Annotated in this window: 12 protein-coding genes; 6 read left to right on the top strand and 6 right to left on the bottom strand. The window is 50.4% G+C overall.

Annotated features, from left to right (window positions below; all coding sequences use genetic code 11):
• Nucleotides 1–13: 13 nt before the first annotated feature.
• Nucleotides 14–850 (top strand): bifunctional hydroxymethylpyrimidine kinase/phosphomethylpyrimidine kinase, encoded by an 837-nt coding sequence (thiD, locus tag GKS04_01185; protein ID QMU55805.1) that lies wholly within the window; start codon nt 14–16, stop codon nt 848–850.
• Complete coding sequence (folK, locus tag GKS04_01180; GenBank protein ID QMU55804.1) at nt 724–1,362, top strand: 2-amino-4-hydroxy-6-hydroxymethyldihydropteridine diphosphokinase; 639 nt, start codon at nt 724–726, stop codon at nt 1,360–1,362. Before thiD ends, folK begins: the two co-directional genes overlap by 127 nt.
• Here folK and folD read toward each other — a convergent pair.
• Complete coding sequence (gene folD, locus GKS04_01175) at nt 1,359–2,213, bottom strand: bifunctional methylenetetrahydrofolate dehydrogenase/methenyltetrahydrofolate cyclohydrolase FolD (GenBank protein QMU55803.1); 855 nt, start codon at nt 2,211–2,213, stop codon at nt 1,359–1,361. The genes folK and folD overlap by 4 nt on opposite strands.
• A gap of 99 nt (nt 2,214–2,312) precedes the next feature.
• On the opposite strand from folD, the gene GKS04_01170 reads away from it, so the two are divergent.
• From GKS04_01170 to GKS04_01160, 3 genes are all read left to right on the top strand, one after another.
• Nucleotides 2,313–2,720 carry a hotdog fold thioesterase gene (locus GKS04_01170; protein ID QMU55802.1) on the top strand — a complete coding sequence of 136 codons (408 nt, stop codon included), beginning with the start codon at nt 2,313–2,315 and terminating at the stop codon, nt 2,718–2,720.
• 355 nt (nt 2,721–3,075) lie between these two features.
• The gene (locus GKS04_01165) at nt 3,076–4,053 is read left to right on the top strand and encodes a hypothetical protein (GenBank protein QMU55801.1); all 978 of its coding nucleotides are present in this window, start codon (nt 3,076–3,078) and stop codon (nt 4,051–4,053) included.
• Between the two features lie 26 nt (nt 4,054–4,079).
• Nucleotides 4,080–5,066 (top strand): hypothetical protein, encoded by a 987-nt coding sequence (locus tag GKS04_01160; protein ID QMU55800.1) that lies wholly within the window; start codon nt 4,080–4,082, stop codon nt 5,064–5,066.
• Between the two features lie 105 nt (nt 5,067–5,171).
• Here GKS04_01160 and GKS04_01155 read toward each other — a convergent pair whose 3' ends face one another.
• Nucleotides 5,172–5,990 carry a hypothetical protein gene (locus tag GKS04_01155; GenBank protein ID QMU55799.1) on the bottom strand — a complete coding sequence of 273 codons (819 nt, stop codon included), beginning with the start codon at nt 5,988–5,990 and terminating at the stop codon, nt 5,172–5,174.
• Between the two features lie 91 nt (nt 5,991–6,081).
• On the opposite strand from GKS04_01155, the gene purH reads away from it, so the two are divergent.
• Nucleotides 6,082–7,668, top strand: a complete 1,587-nt coding sequence (gene purH / locus GKS04_01150) for a bifunctional phosphoribosylaminoimidazolecarboxamide formyltransferase/IMP cyclohydrolase (GenBank protein ID QMU55798.1) — start codon at nt 6,082–6,084, stop codon at nt 7,666–7,668.
• A 34-nt stretch (nt 7,669–7,702) separates the two neighbouring features.
• On the opposite strand, the gene GKS04_01145 is transcribed toward purH, so the two are convergent.
• The 4 genes from GKS04_01145 to GKS04_01130 form a co-directional block, all read right to left on the bottom strand.
• Nucleotides 7,703–9,256: a hypothetical protein gene (locus GKS04_01145; protein ID QMU55797.1), complete on the bottom strand. Its 1,554-nt coding sequence runs from the start codon at nt 9,254–9,256 to the stop codon at nt 7,703–7,705.
• A gap of 32 nt (nt 9,257–9,288) precedes the next feature.
• Nucleotides 9,289–11,373, bottom strand: coding sequence for a hypothetical protein (locus tag GKS04_01140; GenBank protein ID QMU55796.1), 2,085 nt, complete (start codon nt 11,371–11,373; stop codon nt 9,289–9,291).
• 265 nt (nt 11,374–11,638) lie between these two features.
• Nucleotides 11,639–13,270 carry a hypothetical protein gene (locus GKS04_01135; GenBank protein QMU55795.1) on the bottom strand — a complete coding sequence of 544 codons (1,632 nt, stop codon included), beginning with the start codon at nt 13,268–13,270 and terminating at the stop codon, nt 11,639–11,641.
• A gap of 323 nt (nt 13,271–13,593) precedes the next feature.
• Nucleotides 13,594–14,844: a hypothetical protein gene (locus tag GKS04_01130; GenBank protein QMU55794.1), complete on the bottom strand. Its 1,251-nt coding sequence runs from the start codon at nt 14,842–14,844 to the stop codon at nt 13,594–13,596.
• Nucleotides 14,845–14,947 lie beyond the last annotated feature (103 nt).

Below are 14,947 nucleotides of genomic sequence, written 5' to 3'. Positions count from 1 at the left end.
GCACCTCTGCTAAATGAAGTTAGAGGGTGGATTATATCAAACAAGCGGTTTTTGTAAAATGCGCGCTTGTCTGTTAAACAGTTTGGCTATGGGTAACAAACGCGCCCGCGCCCTTACAATCGCCGGTTTTGACCCTTCGGGCGGCGCGGGAGTCTCAAGAGACATAAAAACTTTCACCGCGCTCGGAGTGGAGAGCGGAGCCGTTGTCGCATGCCTGACGGCGCAAAACGAGGTGGGATTTTCCGGCGCGCTGAAAATCGCCACCGGTTTTATTGACGCGCAGTTCGCCGCCGCACGGGCGGAAAACGTGAACTCGGCAAAAACCGGAATGCTTCTTGACGAGGAAACTGTTACGGCCGTCTGCCGCAACATAAGGAATTTTTCAATTAAAAACGTCATTGCCGACCCCGTCATGCAATCAAGTTCGGGCGCGAGTCTGCTCACCGGAAACGGAGTGGACGCGTTAAAGAAAGAACTGCTTCCGCTTTGCGGGTTCGTAACTCCGAACATCGCCGAAGCGGAGAAGATTTGCGGGGGCGGGAAGATAGAAACCGCAAAAGATGTTAAAAACGCCGCGCGTGAAATTGCCGCGCTCGGAGCCGGCAAGGTTGTGGTAACGGGCGGACACCTGCGGGACGAGAGAATAATTGACACATTTTTTGACGGTGCTGAATTTTTTGAAATCGGACGCGAAAGAATCGGCGGCGAAATGCACGGAAGCGGTTGCGTTTTTTCGTCCGCGCTTTGCGCTCTCAAAGCGCTCGGGCGGGAAGATGCCGAAGCGGTGGAGCAGGCGGGCCGCTTTACGGCGGAAGAAATAAAAAAGTCGCTTCAAGGGGGAAATTTTTGAGCGAAAAAGCGTTTGTCGGGCTTGGGTCAAACCTTGGAAACGGCGAGGCGAACTGCGTTCGGGCTCTTTTGCTCATATCGCGTTTCGCGAGCCTTGAGGCAGTTTCTCCAATCTATAAAACCGAGCCGGTAGGCATTGAAGGCGTTCAACCCTTTTTTATAAACGCGGTCGCGATGATTGGAGACGCGCCGCCGCCCGAACGGTTTTTGCTTGAACTTCAGGCGGTTGAAAAACAGATGGGCAGAACCGAAAAGGGAAACAACAAGCCCAGAGTGATGGATCTCGACATTCTTTTTTACGGCGAAACGGTTTTTGAAAACCGGTCGCTAAAAATCCCCCACCCGCTTGCTCATTTAAGGCGTTTTATTCTGGAACCGATGTCGGCAATCGCGCCTGATTTTGTCCATCCGGTTCTCGGTAAAACCATCGCCGAACTGCTCCGGGAACTTGATGAAACCGCGTCCGTTGAGATGCTGAAAAGCGAGTTCTTCCCGTTCGGAAGCGGCGGTTAGCCGCGCGCGTAAATCTCAGCCGCCATCAGGGTGTTTTTCAAGAGCATCGCTATCGTCATCGGTCCCACGCCGCCGGGAACGGGAGTTATATGCGAGCATTTGGGAAACACGCTCTCAAAATCAACATCGCCCGTAATTTTTCCCTTCTCATTCCGGTTGATTCCCACGTCTATAATAATCGCGCCCTCTTTTATCATGTCGCCTTTTATGAATTCACTGCATCCTATGGCAACTATCAGAATCTCCGCCTCGCGGGTGAAATGCGCGAGATTTTTTGTGCACAGATGGCAAACCGTAACCGTGGCGTCCCTGTTGAGCAGCATCGCGGCGACCGGCTTGCCCACTATGTTGCTCCTGCCCACCACCACAATGTCCATTCCCTCAACGTTGACGCCGAGCCCGTCAATAATCTCCATAATTCCGTAGGGAGTGCATGAGATGAAACGCGGGTTGCCTTCCATAAGCATTCCCATATTTTCGGGATGGAAACCGTCAACATCCTTGAGCGGCGAAACCGTTCTCAGCACCGTTACCTCATTTATGGCTTCGGGCAGGGGAAGCTGGACGAGTATGCCGTGAACTTTCGGGTCGGTGTTGAGTTCGCCTATAAGGTCAAGCAATTCACTCTGGGTTGTCCGCGCGCCGAGTCGGTGCTCTTCGGAATGCATTCCAACCTCAAAACAGGCGCTCCTTTTCCGAGCGACATAGATTTCCGAAGCCGGGTCGTTCCCAACAAGAACCGCCGCGAGCCCCGGCGTTACGCCGGTTTTTTCGCGCAAACTCTCCACCTGCGCCGCGATTTCGCCGCGTATGCGTTTGGAGATTTCATTGCCGTCTATGATTTCCGCCATTTGAAGATTCTTTCCGAGTCCTTGTTCAAAGCAGAGGGCGTACAGGTTACCATAAACAAAAGCCGGAAAACAGACAGCGAGACGCAAAGGAGGTTAAAAGTGAGCAACGAAGTCGAAAAAGTACGCGAGAGAATGGAGCGCGTTCCGATAATGAAGCTGCTCGGCGCGCAAATTGCGCGACTTGAAAAAGGGCTGTGCGAACTCACCGCCCCGAAAAAGGAAAACTACGACGGCATTTTTGAAACCTTTCACGGCGGTTTGCTGACCACCGTTGCCGACACCGCGGCCGCGGCCGCGGTATTGACGGTTGCGGGAAGCAAAGCCGCGATAACAACAACAGACATCAATATCCGCTTTCTCAATCCGTGCTTATCCGGCGTAACGGCGGTTGCAAAAGTCATCAAAGCCGGCAAAACACTCTGCCCCGTTCAGGTGGAATTAACAGATTCCGGCGGCAAAACCGTCTCAATCGCTCAGGTTACCTATATGGTTCTGAACACGGGGTAGCACTTGCGCGCCCGAAACAAAGCGTTTTACTTTATAAGCAGCGCATAATTCCCTGAAATAAAGGGCGGAACGGAGGTTAACAACATTACTTAAAACCGCTCCAAACGGCAAAAAGTGAGTGATTTCAGGAAGTTACCACGAATTGCGCCCCGCCGCAGATTCTGTTAAGAGTGTGTTAACAAAAAAAGTTAAATTCGGCATATTGACACAACTCCGATGAGGTGATACAAATACTGCCGAGGTTGTGTTAGTGAGATTGGTATTTGTCGTTTTATCATTCCGCTTAACTCCTCAAACCTCTGGCCGCTGTTGGAACTAGGTAAGCGGTCGGAAAACCTATAAAGGAGGTAATTATATGCCTAGTCATCTCAATGTCCCAAGTAAATATTGGGAACTTACGAAGGAGGTTCCGCCTCCTCCGATTGAGAGGGATATCAAATCTTGGATCATAGCGAATCCTTCAGATCCGCTATGGGACATAGACGTTCTTCCTCTTACTTACACGGACAGTCGCTGGTCTGCTTTCATAGTCAGCTGTTCAGAAGAGACAAGACGCCGTTTGATTCCGAACCCACCGCTTGAGCCGTGGGACGGAGACGACGCCGACCTTGTCGAATTCTGGTACGTTGACCATGTCAACACGATGCTTGGTCCGTATCTGGAGTTTGGTGTTACCATGTCGGCGTCCTACAAGGACCCGCAAGGTAATGTCTGGAAAGCCGGTTATTACCCGTACATGTACCTTACAGGAGACGCCCCCGTTGACGCGGGTCGTGTTCTTGGATTTCCTAAAAAGATGTCCTACATCCGTTGTTCGGTACACGGCGGCGAAAAAGGAACCGACTTCTTCGGATTCGCGATGTCGCGTAACGGTTACCTGATGCACAGCGCAACAGGTCAGTTCGACGACAAAGAGGTTAAGCCTCCGTATTTCTACGGAAAAACGGACTGGGGCAAATTCAACATGAAGGTTATTACAAGACCTGATGTTTCAAGCTCCGAATGGCAGCTTACCTACTTGCCGTCAGAACTCCCGCCTCCCTTTGACTCAATGATCAAAGGACATCGTTTCCAGATTAAACCCGAGCACACCAGAACAGCGTCAGGAGACGCCGTCAACTGGTTTATGCAGGGAACTCCGTTCGACAACATGGGAACGGAGCTCAAGATTGACAAAGTAACGGGACTTATCTCGTTCGTGTTTGATCTTGTTATTCCTCCCGCTCAGGTTCTCTGGAATGAGACTTATGAGAGACCCGCTGACTACGCCGGATTTGCAACACCTTACAAATACGGTCTCAGACAGCAGTTCCCCATTAGTCAGGGTTCCTAATAACTTTCAAGGAGGTTAATTGAACTATGGGAATGCAAGCAAATGAGTACAGTTACCCTTGGCTCGCGGAAGGGGAAGTCCCCCCGCTGCCAATGGACAGAGACAGGATAGACATCATTTCTCAAGGTGTCGCCGACCCTGTTTTTGACTACGACATCGTCCCGCTCACCTACACGGAGAGCCGCTGGATGGCTTTTGTTATCAGAGCAGATGAAAACGACATGAAACACATTCTGCCTGAGCCGATTCAGCTTCAGGACGACGTTATTGAGTTCTGGTATGTGATTCACAAGAACACAATGCTCGGACCCTACATGGAGATGGGTGTGACATTTTCCGCCACCGCTGACGGTGAAGACGGAAATAAATACATGGCGGGATACTATCCCTACATGTATCTGTCAAACGACTCTCCGATTTGGGCGGGCAAAGAGCCTTTCGGATTTCCGAAAAAGGCCGCGTACATCGCCGCTTATGAGCATGGCACGAATAACAACTACTTCAACATGCTTATGGAGCGTCGTGGCTACATTCTTCACACTGCCAACGGACGCTACTCCGACAAAGAGCTGTCAGTAAAACCAACATTTTACGGACAGACAGACTGGGGAAGGATGAATTACCGCATCACGACCCGCCCGGATGTAACCAACAGTATCCATGAGGTTACATACCTGCCGTCGGAGCTGCCCCCGGCTTTTGGAACGGGACACCGTTTCCAGCTGGACCCGGACAGTGTAAGGACAGCCACGGGAGATGACATCCGCGCTTGGTACATGTCGGGCACGCCTTTTGACTTTATGGGCGGCCAGATACCGGCAAAAGAGGTTGTTGGATTGATAAGTTTTACTTTCAACCTGATAATCCCACCGGCCAAAACGATTTGGACCAGAACGGTTGAGAGGTCAGCGGACGACTTGGGTGCCACGGACAGCAGGGCTATTGCCTACGCTAAACCGTTTGAGTACACAATGCGTCACCGCTTCCTGCTCCCGCAGTACAGCCAGGGCTAATCGCCTTAGCATTTGTGCTAAAAATTGGAGGGCTGCCGCAAGGCAGTCCTCCTTTTTTTATGGTCGAAATGCCAAAATTAATTGACCAAACAAAGACAATAATCTCTAATTTTTACGGAAGAAAAAATAAACAAACAATATTATCATCACAAAAAATCCAGACGCAATGCCTTTTCCAACTGCCTTGCCAAATATCTCTTTACGAGACATAGAAGAAGTAAAAGTTTTGTTCGTTGTGTCAACAGAGGGATTTCTGGAAATTATATTACGAACCCAATTCTTTGACGTTCTTAGTACCCAGTCTAAATTATCCCTTTTATCCCCGCTCAAATCATAGACATATACATATAACAATTTATTATTTGCCCTAATTATGTTCACACCACAAACAGCTTTTCCACCGTATAAGGCTAAAGAACCAATGAAGTTCTTTTCGTCAGCATAAAGTCTTGAAAATTCGGGATTTAAATAAGGACCAACGAAGGATTCAAACCACTTTTGACCATACTGACGGCGAAGACTCTCAATCTTTTCTTCAACCATTTCTTTACCATATTGATTGTAAAGAGATTCCATGCTCTGCTTTTTGAATACAGAAGAGAGTTGGCTGAAATGCTCACGCGTTATATTCAGAAATTCGAACTCTCGATTTGTCTTGACAAGCATATAACGTGTAAGAGCACCACCCGCCTCCGCAATTTCTACCTCGCTTTTCAGTACAAAAAAACCAACCAATCTAACGTCGCCACCTGTAAAGTTCTGATCCATATCAATAAACCTATGCGACTGTTCAGACAACGAAACAAATCCTTCTGGAGAGGAAAGTATAATTGTTGTGTTACCTACTGATACTCCAGTATCAGTATCATCAGAATGGGCAAAATCAGCAAAAAGAAAGATGATTAGGAAAAAGACAAAGCGCATTTTCTAATTGTATTGGTGAGACATTTGAACGTCAATATTTCCATTTCGAATCACTACTTTAACCTGATTTATACGATAGAATGTAGCACTAGTGGGACAAACTACGCCAACCAAAAAAGCCCTCATATCAGTTTCGGACAAAACCGGAGTCGCGGATTTCGCGAAATCTTTAAGCGAACTCGGAATTGAAATTCTGTCCACGGGCGGAACAGCAAAAACTCTTGGCGATGCGGGAGTTGCCGTAACAAAGGTTGAGAATGTTACGGGCGCGAAAGAAATACTCGGCGGCAGAGTTAAAACGCTTCACCCAGCAATTCATGGCGGGATTCTCGGCATACGAAACAACCCCGAACACGCAAAACAGATGACCGAGAACGGCATTGAGCCGATAGACATAGTGGTCGTGAACCTCTATCCGTTTGAACGGACAATCGCGAAAAAAGGAGTTTCTTTCTCCGAAGCGATAGAAAACATAGACATCGGCGGTCCGGCAATGGTTCGCGCGGCGGCGAAAAACCACGCTTTTGTTGCGGTTGTTACGGATCCCGCGGACTATCCCGCCTTGTTGGAGGAAATCAAAAATTCAGGCGCGGTCGGCGAACAAACACGCCTCGCTCTCGCCCGCAAAGCGTTCGCGCTCACGGCGCGATACGATTCCGCGATAACGGCTTTTTTTTCACAAAACGGGGTGTCGGAGAGTGAAAAAACAGGCGGCGCGGGCTTTCCGCAAAGTATCGCAATCAACCTCACAAAACGGATGGATTTGAGATACGGCGAAAATCCGCATCAGAAGGGAGCGTTTTACACCGAGCAAACGACCGAGGCCTGCGTTTCAACCGCAAAACAGATTCAGGGAAAAGAACTCTCCCTCAACAACATCTACGACACCGATTCCGCGTTTGAACTTGTAAAGGAGTTTGACCCGGCGGACGGCGTGGCGTGCGTGATTGTAAAACACAACAATCCTTGCGGTGTCGCGCTCGGTGAAACTCCGGCGGACGCTTTCACAAAAGCAAAACAGTGCGACCCCGTAAGTGCGTTCGGCGGCATTGTCGCGCTCAACCGCGAGGCGGACGAAGGCATCGCGCGCCTCATAGCGGAGATGTTTGTTGAAGTGGTCATCGCTCCGAGGTTTTCAGAGGAATGCGTCAAAATCCTTTCCGAAAAGGAAAACCTGCGGGTTCTGGAAACTCCCGCGATAAACGGGAAAGGCACCGGAAATTACGACATCAAAAAGGTGGCGGGCGGCGCGCTCATACAGGACAGAGATTCAACCGCCGATGAGGATTTTGAATCCGCCGCCTCACCCACGGAAAGAAAACCCTCCGCCGCCGAAACCGCCGATATGCGTTTCGCGTGGAAGGTTTGCAAGCACGTGAAATCAAACGCCATAGTTTTTGCCAGAAACGGCGCGACAATCGGCATCGGCGCGGGGCAGATGAGCAGGGTGGATTCGGTAAAACTCGCCGCGATGAAGGCTCAAAGCCCGACCGGAGGCTGTGTTATGGCGTCAGACGCGTTCTTTCCGTTCAGAGACGGAATTGACGAAGCGGCAAAAGCCGGAATAAAAGCGGTTGTTCACCCCGGCGGCTCAATCAGGGACGAAGAAACCACATCCGCCGCCAATGAACACGCGATGGCGGTTCTGCTGACGGGCGTCAGGCATTTCAAGCATTAACACGAGACGCGCTTTCGCGTGAAATTTGAGGAAATTACATCCCGCGCGCGGACGCGGGAACAAACTCTTCTATGATGGTTCCGGTCGCTCTGCGGAGCGCCGCGAGGGAGATTTGGTAATCCGCAAGGGCGCGAACACGTTTTGACTTCGCTTCGGCGAGTTCTGTTTGTGCCTCCAGCACTTCGCGCGTTGTGGAAATTCCGGCGGCGTATTTTTCCTTTTCGGCTTCAAGAACCTCTTCGGCAAGGTTAAGGGCGACGTCCGCCGCTTCAACCCGCCTGTGTTCGCTCCAAGCCGTGTCCGCCGCCGCCCGGACTTCAAGCGCTACCCGTTCCTTGATCTTACGGTGTTCAAAAACCGCCCTGTTCACTTCGGCTTGCGCGGCTTCGTAAAGCCCCGCCGCGTGACGGTTTCCTATGGAAACAGACATTGTTAAACTCGCGCCCCATGTCAGAAAATCGCCTTGCGACGCCCTTGAAACGGAGTCGGAAAATCCACCCGAAAAAGAAGCGGGAGAGTCGGGCAGGAAATTGTCGAACGACCCGCTCGCCGGGTTGTCATCTCCGGCAAGTCCGCGCAGAGAGAGAAAACCCTCAACCGAAAGCTGAGGAAGACGCTGGTTCGCGCGGAAAATCTTTTCCTGTTCGGCAATTTCCATTTTTTTGAAAGCCGTTTTCAACTCTTCCCTGTTTTCAAACGCCTTGCCAATCAATTCGGTGATTTCCGTTCCTTCGTGAAAATGCGCGCCCGGACGGTCTGTCAGTTCAACGCGCGCGGAGCGCGGGAGGCCAAGCGTATGTTTTAACTCATCAGACGCTCTTCTGAGGCGGTTTTCCGCCTCTATGAGGTCAACTCGGCGCTTTGCGACCTCCGAAGCCGCCTTAACCTCGTCAAGACGCGGAATAACGCCTTCTCTTACCTTGATGAGGTTTCTTTCAAACAAATCAATCGCGAGTTCAAGGTTTTGCCGCCTCAATTCATGCTCGCTTCGCGCGGCGGCAAGATTCCAGTATTCGCGCTCAACTTTGAGAAGCGTGTCGGACACTTCAATCTCCAGTCCGTCCCGTGCGATACCCGCCCGCAAAGTTTCGGTTATGACAAAGGTTTTGTTCGTTTTCAAACCGAAATTGCGCAGAAGGTCATGCCCGATTTTCATATCCATTTTTGAGTAAAACGCCGGACTTAAAGACTGAACGGGCGAGTCGGTTTCCTCGCGTGAAACGGACGCCTTGAACAGGTCGTAGTATCCGCCGGTGGGAATAACCCCCGAAACGCCGATACTCGCCTCAAAATTGCGGTTTTGAACGCCGCCGGATACAAACGAAGACGCGGACGGCTCGTTCTCTTTTTCGTAAAAGGATTTGATTTCCAGAACCGGATCAAACTTGCCTTTTTCCGCCTTGATTTTCGCGCCCGCCGAGCGAACGGACTGTTTGCTCATCAGAATGTCCCTGTTGTTTTCAAGCGCGAGAACCCGCGCCTGTTTAATGGAAAGGGAAACGGCGGCTTCGTCATCAAGTCCGTAAGTTTGCGCGCCCGCGCCGGAAACGGAAATCAGCAAAAAAACTATCGCTAACGCAAAGCCCACAAAACCACCCCAAGTGAAAAAATTACACCCTCTTAATTAGAGGAAAGCGAATCAAGATGAACCGTCAAAACGGTCTGAACAGACCAAAGCCGGTCGTTTTCGTGATTGTATTGATCCTTATAGGCGTCATACAGAGCGGAAATTGCCTGCTGTTGAAGCGCCAGTTGCTCCTCGGCGGTGACATAGCCATTCAATATGACCGGGTTTACCGTAACACCATCGTCGTTCAAATATCTGGCAACATTTATGTTAATCTGGGCGGAAAGGCCTTCGCTGTTGACTCTGTCCACGTTGCCGTTTCCGGAACCAATAACGTTTCCATTGCTATCCAGTAAATCCTCAAAAACAAGGTTTCCAGCGGTTGGGTTGCCGTCCCTGTCAACAAAATAAACATCTACAAGTCTTTCACCCTCATTCGGATTGCCGTCAGTAGGCAGGCTCGACGCCTGGAACTTGGACTGAATCCTATACACGGGGTCGTCATCACTGCGGCGGACTATTTCATTAAATCCCTGCCCCGTGAACATATGTTTCAAACCGTCTCCCGCGAAGACCACGCTTCCGGTAAGGTCAAGAAAAACACCCTTCGCCAGACGGAAACTCAAAGTGGTTTCAAGTTCCGTGCCGATATATCCGCTTATGTCTTCGCCGTCAACAAAAAGGTCTTGCGTCTGGTTTGTCCACGCGGTAAGCCACTGGTTTTTCAAAATCAGCCGATCGGCGAGTTTGAAATCAATGTACGCGCGCGCGTAGCGTGTGTTCTGAATTCCGCCCCCCTGATGAGAGAAAACCTTGTTATTCACACTCTGGTATATGTTCGGAATAACGTGTTCAAGAAGAAAATGGTCCGCCTTGTAAGCACCGCTGAACGCGAGAATTCCGCCCTCAATTGAGCCGTCATTCCAGTATTCGCTCGCCCTGTCGCCGTCAACCCAGCCGAATTCACCGCCTAAAGTCTGAATCTTGTTCCGAGGCATAAACTCCAACCTCGCGACCCACGCAACATGGTGGTCAATGTCAACGTTGTCATTCCTGTTAAAAATTGTTACGCGGTTACAACTGCTGTCAGCACAGTTTCTGAAAGAGTTAATGTCCGTCATGTGACCGAACGCCCCGTGCAGTTCCGTGGCAAAGCGGAAATCTCCGCGTCTTATGTCCGTTGTGAATGAATAGATGGTAAGTCGGTCAAGATTGCCTTCTCCGCCGAGCAGGTAGTTTCCGCCTCCCCCGAAGTTGTCTTGTTTTATCCAGGGGTAGATGTAGGAACCGAGCGTAATGTCCGCGCTGCTTGAGTCCGCCGCGGGCCTGTTGTAAACCACCGCGCCGCCGATTCCGTCATAAGCGGCTCCGTGGGCTTCGAGTTCCGTTCCGCCCGCCCACAAGTCGGCAAAAAGCATTCCCGTTACAGTTGAACCGGAATTGAGTTCCGCTGTTTTCGCAAACAAAATCCGGTCAAACATCTTCCCGCCGTCCGAAGACGGGTCCGTTCCGGAGTTTGCGACAATTCCAAGTCCCCAGTTCCACGGCTGGCGCCCAACCCGCACATAGCCGTAGTTGTAAGGAAGGTCTATTTCAAGATAGGCGAAACGCAGATTAAGCCAGCCGGCATCCTGTTCAACGGCGGTGTCCCGCAGTAAAGTCGGGGTTCCGTTGTCTGATGCCGCTCTTTCGTCCGCAGAAGCGAACCCTCCGCTCCCTCCGATGCTGTCAAGATAGGCGACCCGGTCATACACGGGCGTAAGCAGGTTGCCTCTGTATCTGTCGGAGCCGGAAATGCCTGAATTTACAAGTGTGGAGCCGCCGCCGAGCAGTTGGTCCGTCAAGCCACCCCAGATTACGTTGTCCGCAACGTCAACCTGAACAACAAGCGCGGCGTTATCGCCAAGTTGCAGTCTCGGGGTTACGCGAAGAGTGCTGTCAACAAAAAAGATTCTGTCTTTTGTGCCGCCCGCCAGATAAGAGGGGTCAAGATATGTGGCTTTGTTCAAGAGTTTTGCTCTTGTTCTGAAATAACTCGGATAGGAATCCAATTCTATCTCCACGGCGTGCGATACCGCAGAGGCGGTAAAAACAGCCATTGAAGCAAAAATCATCCATCTTGAAAACAACTTAAGCATTATAAATCCTCCAGAACCCGTTCTAACAATACAAGTTTAGATAGTCGGAAAGCCACCAACTTTCCGTCTATTCTACTAAAGAAACGCCAACTTTTCAAGAAATCGTTTTCCGGCTTTCGCGCGCTCTCAAAATTCACGGCTCCAAACCTCTCTTTCCCCGCGCCGTCAAGCTACAAAAAAAGGCGGCACTCTTTGTAAGAACGCCGCCTTAATCTGTTTTTCCCTCTACTTTGTCAGTTGAAGGAAAGTTTATTTATTTCAGTTCTTAGCTCTTGAAGAACTCGTCTATGTAAACAACCAAGCGAGTCTGAACGCCCCAGAGGATGTCCTCGGCTTTCTGACCCGTGTTAATCGCGCCTGCAACACCGTCAGCATCTGCAAGTTCTGCAGTGCCGGCAACGGCGTTGTCCCGCGCAAAAGCCTGCGCTTCAAGAAGGTCGGTCAAACCTTCACCGGCAACCATAAGACTGCCGATAATGTCAAGGTTGACACCCGGATAGATTTCAACCGTAACCGTTCCTTCAACCTCGGTTCCGAGGTAGGAGTTTGCATCGCTATTGGGCTGGGTTGCCGTAACTGTTTTCCTGCCAGTGGCGCCCTCTCCAGATGAATCATCCTCGCCGTATGTGGCTCCGGAAACTGCGTCACTGAAAGCGTTCTCAACGCTTCCAACAACCGCTCCGTCCCCTATAAGACCGGAGGTTTCCTGATTCCAGGCAACCAGAATCTGCGGTTTGAACGAAACTCTCGGCGAAACCGGAATGTCCGCGTAAACACGCGTGTAGTAAGCGTTCTGAACGCTTGCGTCCGCTCTAGCGAGAATGTTGCTGTTGGCGTCCTGATAGATGGACGGCATTACGTGCTTGAACAACAGGTTGTCAAGGTTGTAAGCCGGGTTGAAGACGATAACTCCGCCCTCAATGTCATCTCCGGCAATCCAACTGCCGTCGTTCTTGTCGCCGTCAGCCCATCCGAACTCAGCACCGATAACATTGAGGTATTCAATGGTCGGAGCCATGTATTCACCGCGAACGGCAAACAGAAGAGCGTTCTTGATTTTGGAATCAGCCGCACCAAGTATGTTCGTAATTTCACCAAATCCGCCCTGAAGCTCACCGGTGAGCTTCCAGGAGTCGCCTTTCAGGTCAATAAGACCTGAGTAAAGCGTGAATCTGTCAAGATCACCAAACCCGCCGATGAAAGCGTCCTGATGAATGTAAGGGAACACATATGCGCCGAAGGTGGCGTTGATGCCGCCCATGTTGGCGTGGTTAAGAACAAACGCAACAGCGCCGCCGTCCCAGCCGTCTCCGCTGCCAGTGTTAAGACCCGTGCCCTGCGTAATTCTGTCGGACACGAATATCGCCGTCAGCGAAACATCAGGCGCAAGCGAGAAACCTTTCAGCCACAGGAATCTGTCAACCAGAAATCCCCCGTCGCTGTGCGGGTCCCATCCGCCGTTGGCAAGAATGCCAAGTCCCCAGTCAAAAGGCTGGCGACCGATTCTTACAAATCCGAGATTATTCGGCAGAACAATGTCGGCGTGAAGCATGCGGACATTAAAAAATCCCGCGTCTTGCTCAACCGCACAGAAATTACCGAAAGTAAGACAGTTCGTGCTCGTGTTTCCGTGAAGAATCGTGCCTCTGAACTTGTCACTTGCTGAAATACCTGAGTTTACAAGTGTGGAGCCGCCGCCGAGCAATTGATCGGTCTGGCCTCCCCAAATGTTGTTGTCAAGAATGTCAACTTGAGCCCTGATGGTTACCGTATCACTCAAAACAAGTTGAGGGGTAACTCGCAGGGTTGTGTCCACGAAGAAAATATTGTCGTCCTGCTGTGTCGCGGACGCACTCTTGTAAGTCGCGTTTTCAATATAACGCGCCTTAGTGGACATATAACTGGGAAATCCTCCCAGGTTAAGCTCAACAGCGGATGCCGGAACAGCCACCGTCACAGCTAAAAGAAACATTATTAGCCAATTAGCTTTTCTCATGTCTCCTACCTCCTTTGAAAAAGAATTGGCGGGCTCTGTTATGAGTCCGCAATCCTCGCACATTATAGGTCAACACCGAAAAAGTGTCAAGCAATTTTAAAACATGCAAGGGAAAACCGACTCCCCAAAACCAACCTCAATTCAATTTCACGTTAAAACTATAATAACTTGGTGAAAAATTCAAGGAAAATTTTTGAACGGTGAATTATAAATTCACAATTCTCTTAAAGATCAATCTGAATCTGTCCCCTGAAAATGTTTTCCTTCTTGTCCGCGCCGCTTGAAATGCCGTCCTTTTCATTTCCGTATGTGTAATCAAGTTGAACCTTCGTGCGGTGCTTGGCGGCGATATACCAGTTCAAACCCGTTGTCCACCGCCATTCGTTGTTGGAGTAGCCGGTGTCGTAATCGGCGTATGCCCAGCGCGTGGCGATTTCAAAATTCGGGGTCATCATAAATCCGCCCTGAATACGATACGCCGTGTGAGTCAAAGTGCCGGTTGACGCGGCGGTGTCCGTATTAACGCCCGTTCCGCCGACCGTGTTGTCGTCTCCCAAAGTCGCGTTAGTTACGTCTTTTGTGCTTCCGTAGTAGAAAGCGGCTTCAAAATTAGCCCGCTGTATTTTCGCAATCAGGTCAAGCGTGAATCCGCCCGTGGCGTTGCTCGTTGTTCCAGCAACTAAATCCGTTGCTCCGATACGGTCAATCGCGGCGTCCGTGCCACTGTCGTAGAAACCGCCGAATCCTAGCGCGAAAACCGGAACCTTCGCGAAGTTTGGCGAAATTTTGTAATCGCCGCTCGCGGTGAAAGTTCCGCTTGAGTATTTCAACTCTCCGCAACAGATGTTCGCCTGAACGCGTCCCGTCCAGAGAACATTCCGCCCGCCGTCAAAAGTTTTGCCGTCTCTCTGAAACAGTCCGGTGCGGTAGGCAATCATGTTGCCCATAATTCCGCCGACTGAAATTCCGTCCCCTCTGCTTGTGTCAATGATGAACTCTTTTACAAAAGAGCGGTCAACAAACTGCAACGCGGACGAGGAGTTAAGAACCTCGCGGCCATACGAAACCTTGAATCTTCCCATTTTCAGGTCCGCCGCCTTATTTTTGGCGATAACAATAAAGGCGTCTTCAACCTTCATCTCTTCCCCTTTGCCGCTGCGACCCGCGCTTCCGGCAAGTTGAAGGCCCCATTTAATCCACTTTTCGTAAGCGTGTCCGCCGAGTTTCATTTTCACACGGCGAACCATCAAATCGGTTGTGGTATCTGAACCGGCAACATTGTCGCTCATTACGTCGCCACGGAACTGAATGCGGAAGTTCTGTTTGATTTTGAACTTTCCGTCCGCGCTCTGGTAATACAGACCTTTTTTGTATCCGATTTCGCCCTCAATTTTAGATTCGGCAAATGAATGCCGGGGAATTGCCAACAACAACAAGGCTAAAATCGCCGCGGAGAAAATTTTTGAAAAATTCATTTTATAAACGTCCTCCCGTTTGCGGGTTATTGTGGCAAAGGAAAGTTAACATCGCACAAAATTCTCATTAAGAAAGCGTTAATCGGATATATTGACTTGCCGG

Source organism: Candidatus Mycalebacterium zealandia (assembly GCA_014075295.1).
Lineage (GTDB): Bacteria > Desulfobacterota_D > UBA1144 > Nemesobacterales > Mycalebacteriaceae > Mycalebacterium > Mycalebacterium zealandia.
This window is presented reverse-complemented; position numbering and strand designations above follow the sequence as displayed.

Coding starts and splice junctions, on each gene's coding strand:
- GKS04_01135 (QMU55795.1), bottom strand. CDS start 13,270: ATGTCCACTAAGGCGCGTTATATTGAAAACGCGACTTACAAGAGTGCG.
- GKS04_01130 (QMU55794.1), bottom strand. CDS start 14,844: ATGAATTTTTCAAAAATTTTCTCCGCGGCGATTTTAGCCTTGTTGTTG.
- folD (QMU55803.1), bottom strand. CDS start 2,213: ATGGCGGAAATCATAGACGGCAATGAAATCTCCAAACGCATACGCGGC.
- thiD (QMU55805.1), top strand. CDS start 14: ATGAAGTTAGAGGGTGGATTATATCAAACAAGCGGTTTTTGTAAAATG.
- GKS04_01155 (QMU55799.1), bottom strand. CDS start 5,990: ATGCGCTTTGTCTTTTTCCTAATCATCTTTCTTTTTGCTGATTTTGCC.
- GKS04_01140 (QMU55796.1), bottom strand. CDS start 11,373: ATGCTTAAGTTGTTTTCAAGATGGATGATTTTTGCTTCAATGGCTGTT.
- GKS04_01160 (QMU55800.1), top strand. CDS start 4,080: ATGGGAATGCAAGCAAATGAGTACAGTTACCCTTGGCTCGCGGAAGGG.
- GKS04_01165 (QMU55801.1), top strand. CDS start 3,076: ATGCCTAGTCATCTCAATGTCCCAAGTAAATATTGGGAACTTACGAAG.